Consider the following 22,390-nt stretch of genomic DNA (forward strand, 5'->3'; position numbering starts at 1 on the left):
CTCGCGGCGGCCGACCCGCGGGAGCACCCGTGACCGACACCATCGACCGGCTCGACGTCCTCGACCTCGACCTCGACGACGACGTCCGCGAGCGCCCCGTGGTCACGCGCCGCCCGATGCACCCGCCGCCCCCACCGTTCCTGCCGCTCTCGGCCACCGTGCGCTACCCGCCCGGTCGGGTGCCCGACGTGCAGGACGCCGTTCCCGTCGCCCGGGAGACGGAGCGGGTGCCGAGACGGTGGCGCTGGCGGTGGCTGACGACCTCAGCGGTGCACGGGACCCGCGAGCCCGTACGAGTGCCGTGGCGACTGCCCCAGCTCACCCGGTCACGCGTGGCCGCCGGCCTGCTCGGCGTCTTCCTCGGCGGTCTCGGCCTGCACCGGATCTACCTCGGCTACTGGCGACGAGGGTTCACCATGCTCGCGATCACCGTCGTCGGCGGGTTCTTCACTCTCGGCCTGGCCGCGATCGTCATGGGCGTCTGGGGCTTCGCCGAGGGGCTGCTGATCCTGTCCGTCCGGCGGGGTCGGTTCAGTCGTGACGCGCGAGGGCGGCCTCTGCGGGGCTGAGGTCAGCCGTAGAAGCTCTTGAGCAGCTCGAACACCACGATCCCGGGCCAGATCAGCGACTTCGGGATCGCGAGCACGAACGACCAGAACGTGTCCGCCTGCTGGAAGTAGAACACCGCGGCGCCGACGAACCCGATCCCGTAGACGGCTCCGCCTCCCGCACCGGACGACTTGTTCGCCATGCCACCCATCCTTGATCGCGCTCCCACTGCTGACGCCCCCACCGTTCTCCTGGAGAGAGGGCCAGGTCAAGGCGCCACGACGAGCAGGACAGGACCTGACCGCTACGCCGACGAGAGTGGCGCGCAGAGGACGGGACTTCCCGCCTCGTCGGACCCAGGTAAGGACACGACCTTGACCGTGCAGACCACCACGCACCTGAACTTCCGGGGCGACGCCCGTGCGGCGCTCGACTTCTACCACTCCGTGTTCGGCGGAGCACTCACCGTCATCAGCTACCAGGACATGGGCGCGGTCCAGGACCCGGCGGAGGCCGACCAGGTGGTCTGGGGCCAGGTCGCCGCCGAGAACGGCTTCCGTGTCATGGCCTACGACGTTCCGGCGGCGCGCCCGTGGAGCCGGGGTGACGACCCGTTCTTCGTCTCGCTCCGGGGCGACACCGCCGAGGAGGTCGCCGCGCTCTGGGAGCGGCTGTCCGAGGGCTCGACCGTCGCCGTCCCGCTCGCGCCCTCGCAGTGGGCTCCGCTGTACGGGATGCTCACGGACCCGTTCGGGGTCACCTGGGTGGTCGACGTGGCGGTGGAGTACAGCGCGGCCTGACGCCGTCGACGCCGCTCGGCCGGCCCGCCCCGGCCGAGCGGCGTGCGCACGGGGGCTCGGCCACCTCGCAGCCGCTGACGCGTCAGGCGACGGGCTCCAGCGCGGAGTAGACGCGGGGCTCCAGGCGGGTGGCGGCCCGCTCGCCGAGCGTCAGCCCGAGGCCGAGGGAGTGCAGCACGCGGGCGACGTCATCGGCGTGCAGGGAGCCGTGCCGTTCGAGGACCAGGTGCACCCGACCGTGCGCGCGTTCGGCACGGTGCAGCCCGAGGATCGTCGTCGACACCGGGGTGTGCCGCGGGAAGCGGGCTCGGGCCGCCGCCTCGTCGGCGTGCTCGAGGACCACCAGGTCGGCGGCGCCCAGCTCCTCTCGCAGTCCGTCGGCGCGCCAGTGCACGGGGGCGTCGTGGCCGCCCGTGACGTGACGCGACCGGTTCGCCGACGAGATCGCGAGCGGCTCGTCGCCCACGGCGCGCGCCGCGGCCGCGAGGAACCTCTGCGACGGGCAGGCGTCCCCCGGCACGATCACCTGCGTGGTCACGACACCGGCGTCGTCGGCGGTCAGCTCCGGCGGCACGTGGCCCGCGGCCGGTGCACGGAACCCGAACGGGCCCAGCGCGCCGAACGCGTCGACCACGTCTCGTACCAGCTCGCGGGACACGCCGACCGGCAGCGCCGCGAGGTCGAACGCGTCCAGCACGTGTCCCGTCGGCGCGGTCACGCTGCCGGTCTGGCCCAGCGGTCGACCCTTGAGCGCGTTGAGCCGACGGACGCCGCCGCCTCGGGAGGTCAGGGCGTAGATGGTGCCGAAACCGTGCGCCACGGGCAGGCCGCGGGCCAGGAGGGCGGCGGCGTGGCGCGCGTCGACGGGGCGGTCGAGGACGAGTCGGGACATGGGGGCCTCCAGGCGGTCACTCCCGAAGGACCCCCGCGAGGAGGCGCAGATACCCGCAGCCGGTGGCATCGTGGTCTGCCATGGCGGTGATCCTCGACATCACGATCTCGCTCGACGGCTTCGTCACCGGACCGAACGCGGGTCCGGACAACGGGCTCGGCGACGACGGGCTGCCCCTGCACGAGTGGGCGATCGGCGACCGGACGCCCGACGACGTGCGGGTGCTCGCCACGCTGACCGCCGCGACCGGCGCGGTGGTCATGGGGCGGCACACCTTCGACGTGGTCGACGGCCCCGGCGGGTGGAACGACGAGCGTCACTACGGCGCGGACCAGGGCGACGAGCCGCCACCGTGCTTCGTGGTCACCCACCACGCGCCGGACCACGTCCGGCTCACCGACCGGATGACGATCGTGACCTCGGGCCTGAGGGACGCGCTCGATCAGGCAGCGGTCGCCGCCGGGGACAAGGACGTGTTCATCATGGGCGGCGGTGAGCTCGGCGGGTCCGCCCTGCGCGAGGGCGTGGTCGACCGGCTGCACCTGCACGTGGCTCCGCTCCTGCTCGGCGCGGGCGCCCCGCTGTTCGCCGGGACGCACCAGTCCCTGCGGCTCGACGAGTCCGCGACCGTGATCACCCGGAACGCGGCGCACCTGTTCTACGACGTGCTGCGGCCCTGATCGGCCCCGACCGACGCCGTCGCCCACGCGAACCCGTCCGGGTCCGCGAACGACCCGACGTCACCGACGATCGCGAGCCGGTGCGCGCCGGAGCCCTCGGGGTCGACACCGGCGTCCTTGGCCAGCGCGCGACGCCCGTAGAGCCCGAGCGTGACCCGGCCGGCGCCCTTCGCGAACTCGACGTACTTGCGGCCGAAGCTCTTCGCCACGGTCAGCCCGCGCTCGACGTAGAACCGCTTGGTCACGGCCACGTCGTCGACGCCCAGCAGGAGCACCACCTGGTCCACCTCCCGCGTCGCCCGGCCGGTGTCCTTCTTCGCCGACGTCGCGACCTTCCAGATCGTGCCGTCGGGAGCCTGGACGACGCCGCCCACGCCCCAGAAGGACTTGGTCACCGGCTTGAGCGTCACGGCGCCGGCGTCGAGAGCGGCATCGACGAGAGCTCGCACGTCAGCCGGCTGCGCGACCGTGAGCGACAGGGTGAACCCGCGGAAGCCCGCGGTCGGCTCCTGCGATGCCGTGACGTGCACGGGGACGTGCGGACCGAAGGCCGCGGTGTAGAAGCGTTCGGCGGCCGACGGGTCGGCCGCACCGATGAGGACGGAGTCGATGGTTGCCATGGTGACGACGCTACGAACGAGTGCCCGCCCGGTGCTTCTCGGATCCTGCTCCGTGTGTCAGAGGTCCGTGCCACGGTGGACGGCATGGAGATCACCCGCCTGCAACCGGCCGGTCTCGTGGTGAGCCCGGCATTCAGCCATGTCGCCGTCGTGCCCGCGGGCGCGACGACCATCTACGTCGGCGGCCAGAACGGCGTCGACGACACCGGTGCGGTCGTCTCGGACGACGTCGCCGAGCAGTCCGTCCGCACCATCGACAACGTGAGCACTGCGCTCGAGGCCGCCGGAGCATCGCTCGCCGACGTCGTGCAGTGGACGGTGCTCATCGCCGAGGACGCCGACCTCGGCGCCGCCTACGGCGCGATCGCCCCGCGGCTCGCTGGCTCCGACAAGCCACCGCTCGTCACCGCCGCGCGCGTCGCCGGGCTCGGCGTGCCCGGAGCGCTCATCGAGGTGAGCGCGATCGCAGCCGTTCTGCCGACCTGAGTCGCTCGAGAACCGCCCACCCGGTAGGCCAGTCGCCCAGCCCGGAACTCGCGTTGAGGTGCCCGCCGGACCCCACGTTCACCAGGTCCCCGCCGACCGCTCCGGCGATCGCCGCCGCGTGCTCCGGCGAGCCGTAGGGGTCGTCATCCGCCACGACCACGACGGTGCCGAACGGCAGTCGTGCGGGGGCCCATCGGTCGAAGCCGACGGCGCGCACGGGGAAGACCGGGCCGTGCACGTCCGGTGGCGCGACGAGGAGCGCCCCGACCACGCCGTCGCCGACGTGCTCCGCGGCCCACTGCAGGACGAGCGTGCAGCCCAGACTGTGCGCGACCAGGAACGCGGGCCCGTCGACCCTGTAGATGGTCTCCTCGAGGTCCCGCACCCACTCATCGCGGACCGGGTCGTCCCAGGAGCGGTGCTCCACCCACACGCTGCCGGGCAGCCGGGCGTGCCAGAGGCGCTGCCAGTGGTCCGGGTCGGAGTTGCCGATCCCGGCGACGAACACCACGGTGGGCTCGCTCATGCGCTGACCTCGTTCCGTTCGGGGGTTCCGGATCGTAGGGCCGGCGCCCGGGACGAGGTGGCTCCAGCGGAGCGGCTGTCGGGATCCTGACGGAACGCGGCAGCATCTCGACGCGCTCGGTCGAGCAGTACCATCGCCCGATGCTGAGCGAGGACTGGATCGAGCACGTGCGCCCCGGCGACCGCGAGCGCCTCGGCTGGATCCGCCCGGACGGTGACTCCTTCGTCGCGCTGGACGTCCTCGGGCGCGAGCTCACCGGCCCCGTCGAGTGGCTGGAGGCCGAGGAGGCCCTGGAGGAGCGCGGCCTGCACTGGCTCTCGGACCTGTGGCAGCTCGACCTGCCGGACGGCACCCGCGCACGCGTCCGGATCGTCGAGGTGACACCCGACCGAGTCGTGGTGCAGACGGACGACTTCGGCTCGGTGGACGTCGAGGTGACCCGCCACGTCCTCGCGTTCCCCGCCCCGGACACCCTGCAGCCGTTCGAGGGCGACCGCTCGACGATCGACGTGCTCGGCTAGCGCTCCAGGATGCTCTTCAGGAGTGCCAGGTCGCCCTTGACGAGGGCCGCGTCACGCTCCAGCTCGGCGTCGGTCATCCCCGGCGCCCGGCGCAGCGTGAACACCACCTCGCACCCGTCGCCGTCGGCGATCGCGCGCAGCGGCACATAGACCGTCTCGCCGGACGGCGTCACCACGACGTGGTCGAGCACACCGAGCTCGTTCTGCGGGGCGAACGTGACCGGCACCCGCCCCTGCGACGTCTCGACGAACCAGCGGCCGTCCTCGTGGACCACCGAGGTGCCCAGCCCGGGAGCCCACCGGGGCAGGTTCACCGGGTCGGAGACGAAGGCGTAGACCTCCGCCACCGGCCGGTCGATGTGCACGCTCAGGTGCCGCGACTCGGTCGTCATGTGACGAGCGTTGCACGACCCTCCGACACTCGCGCGGAGCTCCGGAAGCATCCTGGCGCTCTGCCCGGCGACCCCGTCCGGGGCGGTCGCGGATGCTCACGAGCACCGCGGTCCGGGACTAGCTCGACGTTCCACATCGGCGGCTCCATCGGCATCGCCGTGTTCACGGTCCTCTACGCGAACACCGTCGCCGACTCGCTCGGCAGCGGGGCGGGGCGGCTCGTCGCGTTCACCGACGGCTACTCCACCGCGTTCTTCGCCTCGGGGGCCGCCGTCCTCGTGGGCGCGCACTGACCCGGCCGAGGGCGCCCCCCTCCGGGCGCCCTCGGCGGGACCTCACTCGTACGCGACCGCGTCGAGCACCTTCATGCGGGCGGCACGGGAGCCCGGCCACACCGCGGCGAGCACCCCGACCACCACCGCGAGGACGAGCATCCCGGCGAGGCTCCCCCAGGGGATGACGAGCGTCGAGAGGCCCTCGTCCGCGAAGAGGGTCGGCAGGGTCGAGGCGAGTGCCACGCCCACCACCAGCCCCAGCACCGTGCCGAACACTGCCGTCAGCACCGACTCGATGGTCACCGTCCCTGCGAGCTGCAGGCGCCCGAGCCCGACGGCCCGCAGCAGGCCGATCTCCCGCGTCCGCTCGATCACGGACAGGGCGAGGGTGTTGACGATGCCGAGGACGGCGATCACCACGGACAGCCCGAGCAGCGCGTAGAGGATGACCAGCACCTGGTTCACCTGGTCGGCCAGGCTCGACACGAACTCGGCACGGGTGAGCACCGAGACCACGACGTACGGCGCGACAGCCTCGGCGACCGCGTCCTGCAGCTGCGCCGTGCTCACCCCGGAGGCCGCGGACACGAGGATCGTGTCGACCATCTGCTGCTCGCGCGGCAGCAGGTCGTCGAGCACCCCACGGTCGACGACGAGCGGCGACCCGAGGATGTTCGTCGTGAAGACCGCCGTGACGGTGAGGTCCTGCGGCCCTCCCGTGCCACTGACCGAGAGCGTGTCGCCGACGCCCCAGCCGTGCTCCTCGGCGGCGGACTCCAGGACGGCGACCTCTCCGGCACCGAGCCCGTCGAGCGAGCCGTCGACCACGTCGACCTCGACCGAGCCGCCCAGCGTCCCGGAGTCCAGGCCGATCACGTACTGCACCTCGGGCGTCGCGTCGCCGACCGCGACCCCGAGCGGGGCGAACGCGATCGGGTCCGCACGGCCCGCCTCCGGCAGCGCGACGACGTCGTCCACCGCGCCGGCCGGGATCACCTGCGTCGCCGACCGCACCACGACGTCCGCGTTGGTCTGCGCCTCGACCACCCCGGCGACCGACTGCTGAGCGGTCACGGCGATCACCGACACCGCGCCGACCAGCGCCATGCCGATCATGAGGGCGCCGGCCGTGTTGGCGGTCCGGCGCGGGTTGCGCACGACGTTGCCGCGGGCGAGCCGCCCGATGGGCCGCAGCAGCCGCACGAACGGCCACGCGAGGACCCCGACCGCCGAGCGCGCGACGACGGGCGAGAGCATGAGCACCCCCACGAGCACGGCGGCCGCACCCGTGCCGAGCCAGACCTCCGCGGAGTCCGCCTCCGGCCGCAGCAGCGCGACCACCAGCGCGGCCACACCGGCACCCGTGACGACGAGCCCGCCGAACGCGCGCCAGCGCAGTGACTTCTCCGGGGTCGCGACGTCGTCGCGCATCGCCTCGACAGGGGGCACGAGTGCCGCCCGCCGCGCGGGCAGCGCGGCCGCGAGGACGCTGACGACAGTGCCGACCAGGAGCGACACCACGACCGTCGTGACGTCGAGCGGGATCGTCCCCACGAGGTCCATCCCGGCCGAGCCGAGCCCGACGCGCAGCGCCGAGACCAGCCCGAGCCCACCCGCGATGCCCAGCGCGGAGCCGAGCAGCCCCACGACCGCGGCCTGCACGAGCACCGAGGAGAACACCTGCAACGGCGACGCCCCGACGGCCCGCAGCAGCGCGAGCTCGCGCATCCGCTGCCGCACCGACATGGCGAAGGTGTTGGAGATGATGAACGCCCCGACGAACAGGGCGATCGCCGCGAAGACCAGCAGGAACGTCGTGACGAAGCCGAGCTGGCTGGCGATCTCGGTCTTGTTCTCGGCGCGCAGCGCGTCACCCGTGACGACCTCCAGGCCGTCGGGGGCGATCGCGGAGATCCGGTCGACCAGCTGGTCGACCGACGTGCCGTCCGCCGCGTACACCGCGATGTCGTTGACACCGTTCTCGGGCGCGAGCACGTCCTGGCCGGTCTGCGCGTCGACGAGCACGATCGTCGCGCCCGCCATCGGCCCGCCGAGGTCGACGCGGCCGACGACCTCGACCTGCGTGACCTCGCCCCCGAGCACCGCGTCGGTGGTGTCGCCGACCGCGAGGCCGGACGACTCCAGCGTGGCCGACTCCAGGGCGACCTCGCCGGGCCGCTGCGGGCCGCGACCCTCGACCACGTCGAGCGACGGGTCGTCCGGCACGTACATCAGGGCGAACGACGGTGCCTGCGTGCTCTGGACGGCGGTCCCGTCCGCGCCGACCAGCACGATGGGTCCCGAGACGCCGGGGACCGCGTGGGCGACGCCGTCGACCGCCGCGATCTCCTCCACCAGGTCCCGCGGCACGCTCTCGCCCGTGGCGTTGGCCGTGCCCGTGACGACGGACGACCCCTCGGCCTGCAGCACGCGCACATACACGTCCCCGGGGGCCGCGGCGTCGACGATCCCGTCGAAGGTGCCCGAGAGCATGGTGCGCAGCGCGAACGTGCCCGCGACGAACGCGACGCCCAGCGCGACGGCAAGCACGGACAGCAGGAACCGCACCAGGTGCGCGCGGATGCCGCGCAGTGCGACGCGTCCCATCACAGGCTCGCGGTCTGCGCGAGGAGGACGGGAGCACCCTGCCGGGCAGGCCGCATGGCCGCGAGCGCCGCGAGGACCGACTCGGGCGTCGGGTCGGTGAGCTCGCCGACCACGCGCCCGTCTGCCAGGAACAGCACGCGGTGCGCGTAGGACGCGGCGGTCGGGTCGTGCGTCACCATGACCACGGACTGCCCGAGCTCGTCCACGGACCGGCGCAGGAACCCGAGCACCTCCGCCGAGGACGTGGAGTCGAGGTTGCCGGTCGGTTCGTCGGCGAACACCACCGCGGGCCGGGACACCAGGGCGCGCGCGCAGGCCACGCGCTGCTGCTGCCCACCCGACAGCTCCGACGGCTTGTGGCTCAGCCGGTCCGCCAGCCCGACGGCCTCCACGACCTCGGCGAGGTGCGCCTTGTCGACGGGCCGGCGCGCGATGTCCAGCGGCAGCGTGATGTTCTCCAGCGCCGTCAGGGTGGGCACCAGGTTGAACGCCTGGAAGATGAACCCGAGGCGGTCGCGGCGCAGCTTGGTCAGCCGCCGCTCGTTCATGCCGCTGACCTCGAGCCCGTCCACGACGACCGTCCCGGCGTCGGTGCGGTCGAGGCCGGCCATGCAGTGCATGAGCGTCGACTTCCCGGAGCCCGAGGGGCCCATGATCGCGGTCATCTCGCCGCGACCGAAGTCGACATCCACCCCCGCGAGGGCGTGCACCGCCGTGTCGCCCTTGCCGTAGGTCTTCACGAGCCCGCGGGCGCTCGCGATGGGGGTGGTCTGTTCGCTCGTCATGGTCCTCACCTCAGTGCACGTCCGGACATCTGTTCCGTGACGATGGTCCCGTCACCCGAACGCGCGCGGCATCGGTGAAGCCCCTGGTCAGGCCCTGGTTCGACCCTGACCCGCGGGGCCGTCCAACCCTGGTGGTGCCCTCAGACGACGTATCGCTCGGGGTGCTCGTCCAGGGCCACGGACCGCTCCCACTCCTCGACGGTCCGGTCCCCGACCGGCAGCGCGGGGGCCAGGACCTCACGGAGCGCCTTGATGTCCTCGGCCTGGACGGCGGCGGGGTCCGGGCCGAGCGTCAGCCACGTCCGGCCCGATCCGACGTCGCGGAGCTCGACCGTGGGGAGGACGTCCCGGAGCGCGTCGAGCCCACCGACGGCCTCGACGTGGACAGGTGACAGCAGGGTGCCCCAGCCGTACCCCCAGAGCGTCCGCGTGACGTCCCGCAGCGACGGTGCGCATCCGGTGGCCCGTTCCCACGGGCTCTGACCGTCCTCCGCGGTGACCTGGTCCAGGGTCGCGTACCCGGTGTCGGCGTCCAGCCGGTCCGCGGCGTCCAGGAGCCAGGGCGTCAGCAGGTCCGCGACCCGCACCAGGTCCTCGCCGCCCCCGTACATGGCCCACCGGTGCATCGAGAGCCGGACCGCGAGCCCGCCGCCGTCCCCCCGGCCGTGCGCGACGGTGACCGGCAGCGTCGCGTGCAGAGTCACCGGGAGCCACTTCGGGTGCCAGTGGTAGCCCTCCAGCGCGCTCGCCATCCCGATGAGCGTCACCGTCTGCAACGGCTCGCCGCGTCCGAGCGCGAAGTCCCAGTCGATCCGGCGGCGGCCCGTGTCCCCGCGGCCCGTCGACAGGTCGTCGGACGCGACGGTGGCGACCGTCGTCCACGAGAGATCGATCCCCATGCACTGCTCGACCACACGCTCGAGCCCGTCCCGCAGCACGGCGACCACCGCCTCGTCCGAGGGCCGGCTGGACTGGACCGCGACCCCACCGAACATCGCCTGCTCGCGCACGTACGCGTCGTCCTCGCTGGCCATGGTCATCCGCCGAACCTACTGACGGACCCGCGCGACACGAGGGCTCGGCACAGAACTCACCTGTTCGGCGGCGGCACCACCGGCGAGGATGCGCTCATGGACGCACTGACCCTGCAGACCACCTTCCTGGACCTGACCACCCCGCACGTCGCGGACGCGTGCCTGCGTCTCGGCGTCGCCGTCCGGTGCGGCCCGCCCTCGCTGCGACCGCTGTGGGCCGGCGTCCACGTGGTCGGCCGCGCCCGGCCCGTGCGCCACGTCGGGAGCGTCGACGTGTTCCTCGAGGCCCTCGAGCGCGCCGAGCCCGCGGACGTCCTGGTCGTGGACAACGACGGTCGCACCGACGAGGCCTGCGTCGGAGACCTGGTCGCCCTGGAGGTCGCGCGCGCGGGGCTCGCGGGGATCGTGATCTGGGGGCTGCATCGCGACACCACCCAGCTGCGCTCGATCGCCCTGCCCGTGGCCAGCCTCGGCGCCTGCCCCGGCGGGCCCGAGCGCCTCGACGCCCAGCCCGCCGACGCGCTCGCGTGGGCGCGGTGCGGACCGCACACGATCACAGACGACGACGTCGTGCTCGTCGACGACGACGGGGTCGTGTTCATCCCGTCCGGGAAGGCTGCCGAGATCGCGGTCGTCGCGGCGCGGATCCGAGACACCGAACGGCAGCAGGCAGCCCGCATGCAGCTCGGTACGACCCTGCGCGAGCAGACCCGGTTCGGGGACTACCTCGTCGCCCGCGACCGGGACGGGATCACCTTCCGCCAGCACCTGCGCTCCCTCGACGCCGCGATCGAGGAGTGACACCGGTGGCCTCGTCGCTCACGGTCCGGTCGCGCTCGTGAGGAGGACCAGCCGCTGGGTCGCCCGGGTCATCGCGACATAGCGGTCGACCGCGCTGAACGCCTCCGGGTCGACGAGCACGACCAGGTCGAACTCGAGCCCCTTGGCCAGCTCCGGGCTCAGCGACCGGACGCGGGGCGTGGCCTCGAACGACGGGTCGCCGATGACGCAGGCGATCCCGTCGGCGTGCGCGGCCAGCCAGGCGTCGAGGATCGCGTCGCGCTCCGCCCACGACCCGTGGACGACGGGGAGGCCGCTGCGGCGGACGGAGGTCGGCACGTTCGCGTCCGGGACCGCGGCCCGGATGACCGGCTCGGCCTCGACCATGACCTCCTCGGGCGTCCGGTAGTTGATGCTCAGGGACGCCACCGAGATCTCGTGCAGCCCCACCCGTGCGAGCCTCTCCTCCCACGACTCGGGGAAGCAGCGCCGGGCCTGCGCACGGTCGCCGACGATCGTGAGGCTCCGGGACGGGCAGCGCAGCAGGAGCATCTGCCACTCCGCGTCGGTCAGCTCCTGAGCCTCGTCCACGACGACGTGCGCGAACGGGCCGGCGAGCAGGTCCGGGTCGGCGGTCGGCAGCGCCGAGTCGTCGACGAGCGCAGCCTGCAGGTCAGGGCGACGCAGCATCGACATCACGAGCATCTCGGAGTCGTCGGTCGCGATCAGGTCGTCGACCACGTCGGCCATCCGGGCGCGCTGCTCGGCCAGCGCTGCCTCCTGCCGTCGCCGGCGTCGGGACGTCTCGGGGTCGCCCAGGCGCTGCCGGGCCGCGTCCAGGAGCGGCAGGTCGGAGACGGTCCACGCCTGGGCGTCCTCGCGCTGGAGCGTGCGGACCTCGTCGGGGGTGAGCCACGGGGCGCACAGCCGCAGGTAGGCCGGCACCGACCACAGGTCGCCGACGAGCTCTGTCGCCTCGAGCACCGGCCACGCGCCGCTGAACACGCGGGCCAGCTCCGTGCTCCTGGCGAGGGCCCGGCGGAGCACCTCGGCCGGGACGTCCTCGTCCTCGTGCTTGTCCACCAGGATGTCCAGGAGCGTCTCCCAGATCTGGTCGCGGGCCTCGTTGTGCGGGGTGCCGGGGTCCGGAGCGCCGAACGCCTCCGCCCAGTCGGCGGTGCTGAGCCAGAGGTCCGCCCACTCCGTCTCGACGAGCATCCCCTCGGTGGGCGGCCGCTCCGAGAACCGCACGGCCGGCTCGATCGCCCCCACCAGCCGCGCCGACGCCTTCAGCCGGGCCACGTCCGGATCGGTCTCGACGGTGGCCGCGGCCCCCTCGGGCGTGAGGTCGCGCAGGGTGCACGTCTGCACCCCCTCCTCGCCGAGGCTCGGCAGCACGTCGGACACGTAGGCGAGGTAGGGCTCGTGCGGTCCGACCACCAGCACGTCGCCGCGGTGGTGACCGAGGCGCGGGTCGGAGTACAGGAGGTAGGCCGCGCGGTGCAGGGCGACGACGGTCTTGCCCGTGCCGGGACCGCCGTCGACCACCAGGGCGCCCCGGGAGCCTGCACGGATGATCGCGTCCTGGTCGGCCGCGATGGTGCCCAGCACGTCGCGCATCCGGTCGGATCGGTCGCTGCCCAGGCTCGCGATGAACGCGGACTGGTCGTCGAGCGCGGCACTCTGCTCGAGCCCGTCGGCGGTGAACACCTCGTCCCAGTAGTCGCGGATCCGGCCGCCCGTCCAGCGGTACCGACGGCGGCTCGCGAGGCCCATCGGCTGCGCGTAGGTGGCCCCGAAGAACGGCTCGGCCGCGGGGGAGCGCCAGTCGACCAGCAGCCGACGCCCGGCGCTGTCGGTCAGGCCGAGCCGTCCGACGTACACCGGCTCGGAGTCGTCCGAGCCGACCATGCGCCCGAGGCACAGGTCCAGCCCGTACCGCCGCAGGGTGCGCAGGCGGGCGGTCAGGCGGTGGATCTCCTGGTCGCGGTCCAGCGCCTGCTGACCGCCCCGGCCGGGGGCGGTGCGCTGGACGTCGAGGCGGTCGGACAGCTCCGCGATCTGCTCCGCGAGGCTCTCGCCGATGGCTGCGAGGTGCTGCTCGTCGCGGGCGATCAGCGCGGGGTCCGCCTTGGCGGCGAGGTGGTCGGGAAGGTCGAACGCACGGGTGGTCAGGGGTGTCACGGTCGGAGATTCTTCGCCGCGACGGGGGCCTTGCCGCAAGCCCCCCGCCCGGCTATACCTTGAAAAGGAGGAGGAGCCGCGCCCACAGCCTGCGGCGCCAACCGGCTCCCTCCTCGCCCGCCCAGACGCGCACGCACACGGTGTCGGGTGTCACAGGACCACCACGCCCTTCCCGCCGACGGCGTCCGCCTCCAGGTCCCGGTGCGCCCGCACGATCTCGTCGAGCCGGTACGTCCGCCCGAGCGGGACCCGCGCCGCACCGGCGGCGACCGCGTCGAGGAACCCCTGCAGCACGTCCACCGGGAGGTCGGCCGACGCGCCCGAGTACGCCGTCAGCCGCACGCCGTTGGGCAGCCAGTCCATCGGGTAGAACTCCGGGATCGTCCACTGGTCCGAGAGCATCCCGGTGAAGCAGACGGTGCCGCCGGGGCGGGTGGCGCGCAGCGTGTCGGCCAGGGTGTTCACCCCGACCAGCTCGACGGCGCCGTCGACGCCCTCGGGCACGAGCTCGCGCACCTGGCGGGCCACCTGACCGTCGTCGACCAGCGCGTGCGCGACGCCGACCCCCTCGAGCAGCCGGACCTTGTCCGCCGACCGGGTGGTCGAGAGCACGGTCAGCCCGCGCAGACGTCCGAGCACCGCGATCGCCAGGCCCACCGAGGACGTCCCCCCGCGCACGAGCACCGTGTCGCCGGGACGTGCCTGCACGCCGACGGCGAGCGACCCGTGCGCGGTCTGCAGCATCTCCGGGACGGCCCCGAGCACGTCCCAGGGCAGGTCGCTGGTGAACGGGATGACCTGCGCGGCGGGCACGACGACGAGCTCCGCGTAGCCGCCGTCGAACGTGCGGCCCATACCGCCCATCATCGTCATGACCTGCGTCCCGACCGAGAGCTCCCCGCCCGGCGCCGACTCGACCACGCCGGTGGCCTCGATCCCCGGGATCCGCGGGAAGCTGCCCGACGACGCCTGCCCGCGGCGGAAGTGCAGCTCGGACCGGTTCAGCCCGGACGCGCGCACCCGGACCAGCACCTGACCGGCCTCGACGCGCGGCTCCGGCACGTCGCGGACCCGCAGCACCTCCGGGCCGCCGGGGGCGTCGACGACGACGGCGCGCATCACCGCACCCCCAGCCGCGACCGCAGCCGCAGCAGGACGGCGGTGGCGTCCGCGACACCGGGCTCGTCGCTCAGGTGCTCATCGAGCTCGCGCTGCAGCAGCGCGGCGCCGACCGCGAGCGCGTCCGAACCCGCCGGCGTCAGCGCGACGAACGAGGAGCGCCGGTCGCCCGGGTTCGCGCGGCGCACCGCCCACCCGTCGCGCTCCAGCCGGTCCACGAGCTTGCTGGCGGCGCCGACCGTGATCGCCAGCTCGGTGCGGATCTCGTGCACCCGGCAGTCCTCGGGGTGCCGTCCGACCACCCGCAGCGCCGAGAGGGTCGCGAGCGAGACGGCGCCGGCGTCCCGGAGCCGGTCGTCGAGGTGGTTCCACAGCTCCGTCTCGTACCGGACGAGTGCGTCGAAGAAGTCCATGTCGGGCACAACTAGGTGCCGATGAACTATATTCCTGTCAATCATCATGATCGGGTGAGGACGTTAGGCCTGCGACACCTGCCTACCGGCACGGGACCGTGAGTCCATGAGTGCGCTCCTGGTCTTCGAGTCGATGTACGGCAGTACCGCTGCGATCGCCGAGGCCGTCGCCGCCGGGCTGGCCGACCTGCGCATCCCGACCACCGTGTGCGAGGTGGGAATGGCCCACGTCCCGTCGTTCAACACCCGGCCGAGCCTGCTCGTGATCGGCGCCCCCACCCACCAGCGCGGACTGTCCACCACGCGCACCCGGGACGTGGCGCGTGGGGACGTCGCCGAGACCGTGTCGCGCGGAGACGGCGTGCGGGAGTGGCTCGACCAGCTGGTCGGTCGGGTGTCCGGCCAGCCGACCGCCGTCTTCGACACCGCGGTCGCCGGCCGGCTCTCCGGCTCCGCCGCCGCCACGATCGGCAAGCGGCTCACCAAGGCCGGCGCGGTCCTGGTGGTCCCGCCTGAGTCCTTCACGGTGAGCGGCCGGAGCAGCGGGCTGCTGCCCGACGAGCTCGAGCACGCCCGCTCCTGGGGCCGCAGTCTCGCCCTGTTCGCGGCGGCCGCGGCCGCGAGCGGCTCCTGACCGCGAGCGCCTCAGCCCTGCGCAGCCTCGATCGGGGCCAGGGTCGTCGCCGCCCAGGACGCCAGGAGCGTGAGCCCGTCCGCGGACGGTGACCCGGGGACGGCGGTGTACACGTTGAGCTGCAGCCCCGGGTCGGCGGGCAGCACGAGGGCCTCGTAGTCGAGCTCGAGCAGGCCGACCGCCGGGTGGTGGAAGACCTTGGTGCCCGAGCGGTGGTAGCGCACGTCGTGCGAGGCCCACAGGCGGCGGAAGTCCTCGCTGCGGGTCGACAGCTCGCCGACCAGGTCGGTCAGACGCTTGTCGTACGGGTTGCGGCCGGCCTCGGCGCGCAKGATCGCCACGGCGTCGTGCGCCATCCGGTCGGCCCTGTCGCCCCAGAACGCGCGCGCACCGGCCGGGTCGAGGAACTGGAACCGGGCCGTGTTCACCGGCCCGCCGGGCACGTGCTGGGGCGAGTCGTAGAGGGGCGCGTACAGGGCGCGACCGAGCAGGTTGGCGCCGAGCACGTCGAGCCGGGCGTTGCGGACGAACGCCGGTGCACCGTCCAGGGCGTCGACGATGCGCTGGACCGCGGGACGCAGGACCGGCGCCGGCTGGCGGCGGGCACGGGAGCGGGCCACACCCGAGGCGTTGGCGGCGCGAGCCAGGTCGAACAGGTGACCCCGCTCGGCCTCGTCGAGCTGGAGCGCCTCCGCGAGGGCCTCGAGGACCTCCTCGGACACCCCCGACAGGTTCCCGCGCTCCATGCGCGTGTAGTAGTCGATGCTCACGCCGGCGAGCATCGAGACCTCCTCGCGGCGCAGCCCGGGCACGCGCCGGTTCCCGCCATAGGCAGCCAGGTTGGCGCGCTCGGGGGTGATCCGGCCGCGTCGCGTCGTGAGGAACTCACGCGTCTCGGCTCTCAGGTCCATGGTTCGACCGTACGTCTCCTGCTACGCCCCCGGGAGGTACCACCAGACCCTCCCGGTGGGTCGGAACCCTTCGTACCGTGGCAGGCATGACGATCCCCACCCTCACCCTGAACAACGGCGTCACGATGCCCGCCCTGGGCTTCGGCGTCTTCCAGACCCCGCCCGACGAGACCGTCGCAGCGGTGCGCAGCGCGTTGCAGGTCGGCTACCGGCACATCGACACGGCCGCCGCCTACGGCAACGAGCGGGAGGTCGGCCGGGCGATCCGCGAGTCCGGGCTGCCCCGCGACGAGGTGTTCGTCGAGACCAAGGTCTGGATCAGCGACTTCGGCTACGACGCCACCCTGCACGCGTTCGACAAGTCCGCCGGCAAGCTCGGCGTCGACACCATCGACCTGCTGATCCTGCACCAGGCGCTGCCCGGCCGGTTCGACCTGACGATCGACGCCTACCGCGCCCTCGAGCAGCTGCTGGCGGACGGCAAGGTCCGCGCGATCGGCGTCTCCAACTTCATGGCCGACCACCTGACCGACCTGCTCGAGGCCACCACCGTGGTGCCGGCCGTGAACCAGATCGAGATCCACCCGTACTTCCGGCAGCCCTCGGTCCTGGCAGCCGACGCCGAGCACGGCATCGTGTCCCAAGCCTGGTCCCCGATCGGCGGCATCACGTTCTACCGCGACGCCGGTCACACCTCGACGCTCGAGGACCCGGTCATCGGCGCGATCGCGCGGGCCCACCTCAGGACCCCGGCGCAGGTGATGCTGCGTTGGCACCTGCAGCAGGGCCGCTCGGCGATCCCCAAGTCCGTCACACCCTCGCGCATCGCGGAGAACTTCGCCGTCACCGACTTCGACCTCACCGACGACGAGCTCGCCTCGATCGACGCCCTCGACACCGACCACCGCGGCGGCCCGGCCCCGGAGGTCGTGACCCTCGAGACGTTCGGCCGCGACATCCCGGAGGCCTGAACCGGGCGCGGCGAGGCGTGGCAGGACGTCCCGGCCGGACGCGAGCCGGGCTGGTTCTGGCGCTCGGACGCCGGCGGCAGGGCCGGCTGGGGCCCGACGAGCCGGCCCGCGCCGCAGTGGACCCGGCCCGGCGCGACCCCGGAGCAGACCCTCGGCCGGCACGGCCACCACCACTGATCTGGTGACGGCTACCGCTCGAGCCTCAGGACTCCCGCGCGCGTCGAGGCGAAGCCGCACTGCCGGTAGAACGGTTCCAGGTGGGGCTCGTAGTCGACGTGCAGCCACTCGCACCCGGCCGACCGGACTTCGTCGACCAGCGCCTCGACCAGCCGCCGACCGATCCCACGACGCTGCCGCTCGGGATCGACCACGGCGTCGAGGAGGAACGCGTGCGCCCCGCCGTCCCAGCACGCATGGACGAAGCCGACGAGGCGATCGCCCTCGAACGCCCCGACCCAGGTGAGCGCGTGCCGGCTGAGCCGGCTCGCCCACGGGACGACCTGCGCGGGTCTCCCGTCGTCGAACGCGCGGGTGTGGAGCCGGGAGAGTGCCTCGTCGTCGACGTCGAACCGCACGACGAGATCCATGGTGCTCACGCGTCCGGGTTGCATCGACGGAGGATGTCGTCGACGACGCGCTCGATCGGTGCCGTGGAGTCGATGACCACGCCGTCCTTCGGGACGTCGGCTCTCGTCTGATGCCATCGCACGATGAGGTCCCGGTCCGTGGGCCGTCCGCCACCCCACTCCTCGTCCGGCCGTGCGTCGAGCCGCCGATGCAACGTGGGGAGGTCGACCTCGAGGACGAAGACCTCGTCGAACAGGTCGAGGAACGTCGAGAAGTTCCTCGACCCACCGCAGAAGAACGTGGCCTCCACGGTGCGGTCCGCGGCGAGGGCTCGCACCTTGTCGACGTCCCAGAGGTGGTTCTCGTGCCCGCCGTCGAGGGTTGGCTCGCCGGTCGACGGATCGCCCAGGTAGGCCAGCTCCCGGTCGCCATGGACGACCTGGTGGCCGCGCCGCTGCAGCTCGTCGGCCACGGTGGTCTTGCCGGTGCCGGAGAGCCCTTCGACCAGGTAGTTCCTCCTGCCCATGCGCGGGAACGTAGCACCGCCCAGCCGCAGGTCCTGTGCACATTCCGTGTCCGTCGGGCGATACCCCGGACGGGTGCGAGCACGACGGCTACCGTCACGAACACCGGTGGGCCGAGCGATCAGGCGGAGGATGCGATGAGCAGTCGGACGTGGCGCATCGGTGTGGGGCTCGTCGCCGTCACCCTCACCGCGTCCTTGACCGCGTGCAGCGACACAGGCGACCTGTCCATCAGGAACGACGGGAGCGCCGACGTCACCGTCCTGACCGGGGACGAGGAGGTCACCGTCTCGGCGGGGGGCGGAGCAGCCCTCCTCGACTACGGCTGCACGCCCGGCGACGTCACCGTCGAGTTCCCGTCCGACAAGTCCGTGGTGCTGGCCGGGCCGGTGTGTCCGGGACAGGAGATCGTCATCGGGGACGGCACGGCCGGCTTGGAGAGCACGAGCGCCGGGTGACGGGTGGTGCGTCGGAGCGCACCGCGCGCACAATGGAGGCATGGCCACCGCGCGCGCACCCCGGTTCCTGGGTTCGCTGCGCCTCGCGCTCGTTCCGTAGCCCTCGCCGTCCGTAGGACACCTGGCGAGGGCTCTCCTGTGCTCGTCGAGCAGATCTCGACTCGAGCGACGACTCCAGGACACGTACGGACGGACCCACGACCATGCCTACCTCGACCACCCCCAGCGACCGCTACCGGCGATGGCAAGCGGCCGGCGCCTTCGCCGCGACCGGCACGACCGACGCACCGACGTGGGCCATGATCCTGCCCCCGCCGAACATCACGGGCGACCTCCACCTGGGGCACGCCTACGAGCACACGCTCTCCGACACCCTGGCCCGACGGCAGCGGATGAGTGGCGCGGACACCCTGTGGCTCCCCGGCCTCGACCACGCCGCGATCGCCACGAACGCGCTCCTCGAGCGCCGGCTGCGCGCGGAGGGGACCAGCCGGGACGAGATCGGTCGCGACGAGTTCGCCCGCCGCGCCTGGGCGTGGAAGAGGTCGTGCGCCGACGGCATCACCGCGCAGATGCGTCTCCTCGGCGACAGCCCGGACTGGGACCGGCTGACGTTCACGCTCGACGACGGGCCGAGCCGCGCCACCCGCACGGCGTTCACCCGCCTGTTCGACGAGGGCCTGGTCTACCGCGCCGAGCGGGAGACCCTGTGGTGTCCCGGGTGCGCCACCACGCTGTCCGACATCGAGGCCGACGAGTCGACCGGCACGCCCGCCTGCTCTCGCTGCCGCACCACCCTGGAGACCCGCTCCACCCCGCAGTGGTACCTGCGCACCAGCGCACTCGCCGCCCCAGCGACCGCCGCGATCACGAGCGGGACGACGCGCATCGAGCCGGACGAGGCCCGGCGGGACTATCTGCGATGGGCGGCCGACCTGGGCGACTGGTGCATCTCCCGGCAGCTGTGGTGGGGCCACCGCATCCCGATCTGGTACGGCCCCGACGGGGAGGCGCGCGCGTTCGCGTCCGACGAGCAGATCCCTGCCGGGTGGACGCGGGACCTGGACACCCTGGACACGTGGTTCTCGTCGGCCCTCTGGCCGCTCTCGACCCTGGGGTGGCCGGACGACACCCCTGACCTGCACCGGTTCTACCCGAACGACCTGCTCATCACCGGCAACGACCTGATCTTCTTCTGGGCGCTCCGGATGATGCTGCTGTGCACCCACCTGACCGGGCAGGCACCGTTCCGGCGCATGCTGTTCCACGGCATGATCCGCGACGAGCACGGCAAGAAGATGAGCAAGAGCTTCGGCAACACCATCGACCCGCAGCCGCTCATCGCCCAGCACGGGCCCGACGCGCTGCGGTTCTCGATGGCCAGGAAGGCTCGCCCCGGAGCGGACGTCCCGTTCGGCCTCGACGACCTCACGCGCGCGCGGGGCTACGTGACCAAGCTGCGCAGCATCGCGGGCCTGGCCGCTCGACTCGGGTGCACGTGGGAGACAGCGCGGCCGACGACGACGCACCTGCTCGACCGGTGGCTGCTGACCCGTCTCGACGCGGCCCTGGCGGAGGCGGACGCGGGCTACGACAGCGGCGACCTGGCTCGCGCAGCGGACGCCCTGACCCGCCTGGCCGAGGACGACCTGTCCGGGCTGTACCTCGAAGCGCGCAAGGACGACCTGTACCGCGGCGACGGTGGTGCGATCGCCGCGCTCTCCCACGCCCTGACGGCGCTGCTCCTGGCGCTGCACCCGATGCTGCCGTTCCTCACCGAGGAGCTCGCCGAGGAGATCGGCTGGACCGGGATCATGGACCAGGAGCCGTTCCCCGCGTCGGCGCGGCCGGACGAGGAGGCAGCATCCGCCGGAGCCCAGCTGCGGGAGCTGCGCGACGCGGCCCGCGCCCACCGGGGCCGGCAGGGCTTCCCCGCTGCGGCGTGGCTCCCCGCGCGCGGCGACGGCATCGCGCTGTGGACCGAGCTGTGTCGCACGGCCCGCCTCACCGACGGGGAGCTCGGCGAGAGCACCAGGATCAGCCGACGCGGCGGGACCTTGACCCTTCCCGCGGCCCCGGAGCTCGACGATGCGCAGCGGCGCTCGCTGGAGCGGCAGCTGGCGAAGGCCCAGGAGCAGACCGACCGCCTGTCGTCGCGACTTGCCGACGCCGGGTTCCTGGGGCGCGCACCGGCCGCCGCGCAGGGGAAGGCACGGGCCGACCTGGAGGCCAACCGCTCCGAGCGCGACCGCCTCGCGGGGTTGCTCGCACCGTCGTCGATCGGGGGCGGAGACTGACGCCGTCGAGGTGTGTGGCCGCTCAGTGACCGCCGTCCGAAAATGACCTGTGCCGGAACATCGCACCGTGCCTAGCCTGCGAAGGTGCCCTCCCGACTGACGGCCGTCGTGTTCGACGCCCACGACCCCACGCGTGTGGCCCAGTTCTGGGCCGGCATCCTGGGCCGCGACGCCGTCACGGACTCGCGCGGAGCCCTCCTGCCCGGCTCCGACACACAGGTCGGACTGCGGTTCGAGCCCAGCCCGACGACGAAGGTCGGCCTCAACCGCACCCACCTCCACCTCACGAGCACCAGCCCGGCCGACCAGCAGGCGACCGTCGCGCACGCGCTCCGGCTCGGCGGCAGCCACGTGGACGTCGGGCAGCTGCCGGAGGAGGGGCACGTGGTGCTCGCCGATCCCGAGGGCAACGAGCTGTGCGTGATCGAGCCGGGCAACAAGTTCCTCGCGGGCTGCGGCTTCCTCGGCGAGGTGGCGTGCACGGGCACCCGCGACGTCGGCCTGTTCTGGGCGGAGGCCCTGGGGTGGCCGCTGGTGTGGGACCAGGACGAGGAGACCGCGGTGCAGTCCCCGCTCGGCGGCACGAAGGTCGCATGGGGCGGTCCGCCGGTGCCGCCGAAGCAGGGCAGGAACCGCCAGCGGTTCGACCTCGACCTCGTCGACGGGGACCTCGCGGCCGAGGTGGATCGGCTGGTTGCGCTCGGCGCCACCCGGCTGGGCGTGGTCGAGGAGGGCGCGGTCGAGCTGGCCGACACCGACGGCAACGAGTTCCGACTGGGCTGAGCCCCGGTCAGGCGTCGTCCGGCCCGGCCTCGCGGCTCCATCCCGGCGACGGCTGCGCGGACCGGGTGTGCGCGGGAGGCTCGGCGACCGGGCGGCCCTCGTACTGGGTGGAGAGCACGATCTGGGTGTCGATCTCGCCGTGCCTGCCGATGCGCTCGAAGATCTCCTCGAGGTGCGGCATCGACGCGGCACGCACCCGCAGGAGGGTGCACGAGCTGCCGCTGAGCTTGTGGATCTCGACGACCTCGGGGAACTCGTCGGACGCCGTGGTCCTGAGCAGGCAGCGTCCGGGCGAGCACCGCAGCTTGATGAACGCAGTCAGGGGGAGGCCCGCACGCGCGGGGTCGATCCGGGCCTGGTACCCGGCGATCACCCCCGCCTCCTCCAGCCGCCGGACCCGGTCGGCGACCGCGGGCGGGGACAGGCTGACCTTGCGGCCGAGCTGGTTGAACGACGGCGACCGTCGTCCTGCAGCTCGGCGAGGATGCGCCAGTCCGTGCTGTCGAGCGGTTTGCTCATCTGTAAACCGTAGTCCGGGAACACCTTGTGATCAGTAGGCGAAGAGCCACCAACGTCTGCGA

General features: G+C 73.1%; 27 protein-coding genes and 1 pseudogene. 12 read left to right on the plus strand and 16 right to left on the minus strand.

Annotated features, from left to right (window positions below):
• The first annotated feature begins 29 nt into the window (after positions 1–29).
• Positions 30–569 (plus strand): NINE protein, encoded by a 540-nt coding sequence (locus AC1DXT_RS00965; RefSeq protein WP_477059519.1) that lies wholly within the window; start codon positions 30–32, stop codon positions 567–569.
• 2 nt (positions 570–571) lie between these two features.
• Here the strand turns inward: AC1DXT_RS00965 and AC1DXT_RS00970 are convergent, their stop codons facing one another.
• Positions 572–751, minus strand: a complete 180-nt coding sequence (locus tag AC1DXT_RS00970; RefSeq protein ID WP_421742680.1) for a hypothetical protein — start codon at positions 749–751, stop codon at positions 572–574.
• A 172-nt stretch (positions 752–923) separates the two neighbouring features.
• Between AC1DXT_RS00970 and AC1DXT_RS00975 the strand changes: the two genes are divergently transcribed.
• Positions 924–1,349 (plus strand): VOC family protein, encoded by a 426-nt coding sequence (locus AC1DXT_RS00975; protein ID WP_477059520.1) that lies wholly within the window; start codon positions 924–926, stop codon positions 1,347–1,349.
• Positions 1,350–1,431: 82 nt separating this feature from the next.
• Here AC1DXT_RS00975 and AC1DXT_RS00980 read toward each other — a convergent pair whose 3' ends face one another.
• Positions 1,432–2,241 carry a hypothetical protein gene (locus tag AC1DXT_RS00980; RefSeq protein ID WP_477059521.1) on the minus strand — a complete coding sequence of 270 codons (810 nt, stop codon included), beginning with the start codon at positions 2,239–2,241 and terminating at the stop codon, positions 1,432–1,434.
• 80 nt (positions 2,242–2,321) lie between these two features.
• On the opposite strand from AC1DXT_RS00980, the gene AC1DXT_RS00985 reads away from it, so the two are divergent.
• The gene (locus AC1DXT_RS00985) at positions 2,322–2,921 is read left to right on the plus strand and encodes a dihydrofolate reductase family protein (protein WP_477059522.1); all 600 of its coding nucleotides are present in this window, start codon (positions 2,322–2,324) and stop codon (positions 2,919–2,921) included.
• Here AC1DXT_RS00985 and AC1DXT_RS00990 read toward each other — a convergent pair.
• On the minus strand, positions 2,900–3,541 hold the full coding sequence (locus AC1DXT_RS00990; protein ID WP_477059523.1) for a glyoxalase: 642 nt from the start codon (positions 3,539–3,541) through the stop codon (positions 2,900–2,902). The two genes, AC1DXT_RS00985 and AC1DXT_RS00990, sit on opposite strands and share 22 nt — an antisense overlap.
• Before the next feature lie 84 nt (positions 3,542–3,625).
• Here AC1DXT_RS00990 and AC1DXT_RS00995 point away from each other — a divergent pair, with 84 nt between their 5' ends.
• The gene (locus AC1DXT_RS00995; RefSeq protein ID WP_477059524.1) at positions 3,626–4,027 is read left to right on the plus strand and encodes a RidA family protein; all 402 of its coding nucleotides are present in this window, start codon (positions 3,626–3,628) and stop codon (positions 4,025–4,027) included.
• On the opposite strand, the gene AC1DXT_RS01000 is transcribed toward AC1DXT_RS00995, so the two are convergent.
• A complete protein-coding gene (locus tag AC1DXT_RS01000) occupies positions 3,987–4,553 on the minus strand; it encodes an RBBP9/YdeN family alpha/beta hydrolase (protein ID WP_477059525.1) in 567 nt (188 codons plus the stop codon). The genes AC1DXT_RS00995 and AC1DXT_RS01000 overlap by 41 nt on opposite strands.
• Before the next feature lie 140 nt (positions 4,554–4,693).
• Between AC1DXT_RS01000 and AC1DXT_RS01005 the strand changes: the two genes are divergently transcribed.
• Entirely contained in the window at positions 4,694–5,074 is a 381-nt protein-coding gene (locus tag AC1DXT_RS01005) for a hypothetical protein (RefSeq protein ID WP_477059526.1), read from the plus strand.
• Here AC1DXT_RS01005 and AC1DXT_RS01010 read toward each other — a convergent pair.
• Positions 5,071–5,466 (minus strand): SRPBCC family protein, encoded by a 396-nt coding sequence (locus AC1DXT_RS01010; protein WP_477059527.1) that lies wholly within the window; start codon positions 5,464–5,466, stop codon positions 5,071–5,073. The two genes, AC1DXT_RS01005 and AC1DXT_RS01010, sit on opposite strands and share 4 nt — an antisense overlap.
• 159 nt (positions 5,467–5,625) lie before the next feature.
• Here AC1DXT_RS01010 and AC1DXT_RS01015 point away from each other — a divergent pair, with 159 nt between their 5' ends.
• On the plus strand, positions 5,626–5,760 hold the full coding sequence (locus AC1DXT_RS01015; protein WP_477059528.1) for a hypothetical protein: 135 nt from the start codon (positions 5,626–5,628) through the stop codon (positions 5,758–5,760).
• 42 nt (positions 5,761–5,802) lie between these two features.
• On the opposite strand, the gene AC1DXT_RS01020 is transcribed toward AC1DXT_RS01015, so the two are convergent.
• The 3 genes from AC1DXT_RS01020 to AC1DXT_RS01030 all read right to left on the minus strand — a co-directional run bounded on the left by AC1DXT_RS01020 (position 5,803) and on the right by AC1DXT_RS01030 (position 10,174).
• A complete protein-coding gene (locus AC1DXT_RS01020; protein ID WP_477059529.1) occupies positions 5,803–8,349 on the minus strand; it encodes an ABC transporter permease in 2,547 nt (848 codons plus the stop codon).
• On the minus strand, positions 8,349–9,134 hold the full coding sequence (locus tag AC1DXT_RS01025; protein WP_477059530.1) for an ABC transporter ATP-binding protein: 786 nt from the start codon (positions 9,132–9,134) through the stop codon (positions 8,349–8,351). The genes AC1DXT_RS01020 and AC1DXT_RS01025 overlap by 1 nt, the downstream gene beginning before the upstream one ends.
• Positions 9,135–9,274: 140 nt before the next feature.
• A complete protein-coding gene (locus AC1DXT_RS01030) occupies positions 9,275–10,174 on the minus strand; it encodes a hypothetical protein (RefSeq protein WP_477059531.1) in 900 nt (299 codons plus the stop codon).
• 90 nt (positions 10,175–10,264) lie between these two features.
• Here AC1DXT_RS01030 and AC1DXT_RS01035 point away from each other — a divergent pair, with 90 nt between their 5' ends.
• A complete protein-coding gene (locus AC1DXT_RS01035) occupies positions 10,265–10,969 on the plus strand; it encodes an RraA family protein (protein WP_477059532.1) in 705 nt (234 codons plus the stop codon).
• Between the two features lie 18 nt (positions 10,970–10,987).
• Here the strand turns inward: AC1DXT_RS01035 and helR are convergent, their stop codons facing one another.
• The 3 genes from helR to AC1DXT_RS01050 all read right to left on the minus strand — a co-directional run bounded on the left by helR (position 10,988) and on the right by AC1DXT_RS01050 (position 14,664).
• Positions 10,988–13,132, minus strand: coding sequence for an RNA polymerase recycling motor ATPase HelR (gene helR / locus AC1DXT_RS01040; RefSeq protein WP_477059533.1), 2,145 nt, complete (start codon positions 13,130–13,132; stop codon positions 10,988–10,990).
• 150 nt (positions 13,133–13,282) lie between these two features.
• Positions 13,283–14,251, minus strand: coding sequence for an alcohol dehydrogenase catalytic domain-containing protein (locus tag AC1DXT_RS01045; RefSeq protein ID WP_477059534.1), 969 nt, complete (start codon positions 14,249–14,251; stop codon positions 13,283–13,285).
• Positions 14,251–14,664: a MarR family winged helix-turn-helix transcriptional regulator gene (locus AC1DXT_RS01050; RefSeq protein WP_477059535.1), complete on the minus strand. Its 414-nt coding sequence runs from the start codon at positions 14,662–14,664 to the stop codon at positions 14,251–14,253. Before AC1DXT_RS01050 ends, AC1DXT_RS01045 begins: the two co-directional genes overlap by 1 nt.
• A gap of 106 nt (positions 14,665–14,770) precedes the next feature.
• Here AC1DXT_RS01050 and AC1DXT_RS01055 point away from each other — a divergent pair, with 106 nt between their 5' ends.
• Entirely contained in the window at positions 14,771–15,298 is a 528-nt protein-coding gene (locus tag AC1DXT_RS01055) for a flavodoxin family protein (protein WP_477059536.1), read from the plus strand.
• 11 nt (positions 15,299–15,309) lie between these two features.
• On the opposite strand, the gene AC1DXT_RS01060 is transcribed toward AC1DXT_RS01055, so the two are convergent.
• The gene (locus AC1DXT_RS01060; protein WP_477059537.1) at positions 15,310–16,209 is read right to left on the minus strand and encodes a helix-turn-helix transcriptional regulator; all 900 of its coding nucleotides are present in this window, start codon (positions 16,207–16,209) and stop codon (positions 15,310–15,312) included.
• A gap of 86 nt (positions 16,210–16,295) precedes the next feature.
• Between AC1DXT_RS01060 and AC1DXT_RS01065 the strand changes: the two genes are divergently transcribed.
• Positions 16,296–17,180, plus strand: coding sequence for an aldo/keto reductase (locus AC1DXT_RS01065; protein ID WP_477059538.1), 885 nt, complete (start codon positions 16,296–16,298; stop codon positions 17,178–17,180).
• Between the two features lie 188 nt (positions 17,181–17,368).
• Here the strand turns inward: AC1DXT_RS01065 and AC1DXT_RS01070 are convergent, their stop codons facing one another.
• Both AC1DXT_RS01070 and AC1DXT_RS01075 read right to left on the minus strand, forming a co-directional pair.
• A complete protein-coding gene (locus tag AC1DXT_RS01070) occupies positions 17,369–17,791 on the minus strand; it encodes a GNAT family N-acetyltransferase (RefSeq protein WP_477059539.1) in 423 nt (140 codons plus the stop codon).
• Positions 17,773–18,273, minus strand: coding sequence for an AAA family ATPase (locus AC1DXT_RS01075; protein ID WP_477059540.1), 501 nt, complete (start codon positions 18,271–18,273; stop codon positions 17,773–17,775). Before AC1DXT_RS01075 ends, AC1DXT_RS01070 begins: the two co-directional genes overlap by 19 nt.
• A gap of 135 nt (positions 18,274–18,408) precedes the next feature.
• On the opposite strand from AC1DXT_RS01075, the gene AC1DXT_RS01080 reads away from it, so the two are divergent.
• The 3 genes from AC1DXT_RS01080 (at position 18,409) to AC1DXT_RS01090 (ending at position 21,809) form a co-directional block, all read left to right on the plus strand.
• Entirely contained in the window at positions 18,409–18,729 is a 321-nt protein-coding gene (locus AC1DXT_RS01080) for a hypothetical protein (protein WP_477059541.1), read from the plus strand.
• 203 nt (positions 18,730–18,932) lie between these two features.
• The gene (locus tag AC1DXT_RS01085; protein WP_477059542.1) at positions 18,933–21,026 is read left to right on the plus strand and encodes a class I tRNA ligase family protein; all 2,094 of its coding nucleotides are present in this window, start codon (positions 18,933–18,935) and stop codon (positions 21,024–21,026) included.
• A gap of 84 nt (positions 21,027–21,110) precedes the next feature.
• Positions 21,111–21,809: a VOC family protein gene (locus AC1DXT_RS01090; protein WP_477059543.1), complete on the plus strand. Its 699-nt coding sequence runs from the start codon at positions 21,111–21,113 to the stop codon at positions 21,807–21,809.
• A 7-nt stretch (positions 21,810–21,816) separates the two neighbouring features.
• On the opposite strand, the gene AC1DXT_RS01095 is transcribed toward AC1DXT_RS01090, so the two are convergent.
• Both AC1DXT_RS01095 and AC1DXT_RS01100 read right to left on the minus strand, forming a co-directional pair.
• Positions 21,817–22,182, minus strand: a complete 366-nt coding sequence (locus AC1DXT_RS01095; RefSeq protein WP_477059544.1) for an Lrp/AsnC family transcriptional regulator — start codon at positions 22,180–22,182, stop codon at positions 21,817–21,819.
• 6 nt (positions 22,183–22,188) lie between these two features.
• A pseudogene (locus AC1DXT_RS01100) lies at positions 22,189–22,302 on the minus strand (AsnC family transcriptional regulator); the annotation flags it as partial.
• Positions 22,303–22,390 lie beyond the last annotated feature (88 nt).

The sequence above is a fragment of the Cellulomonas sp. P1_G12_2 genome (genome assembly GCF_056405535.1).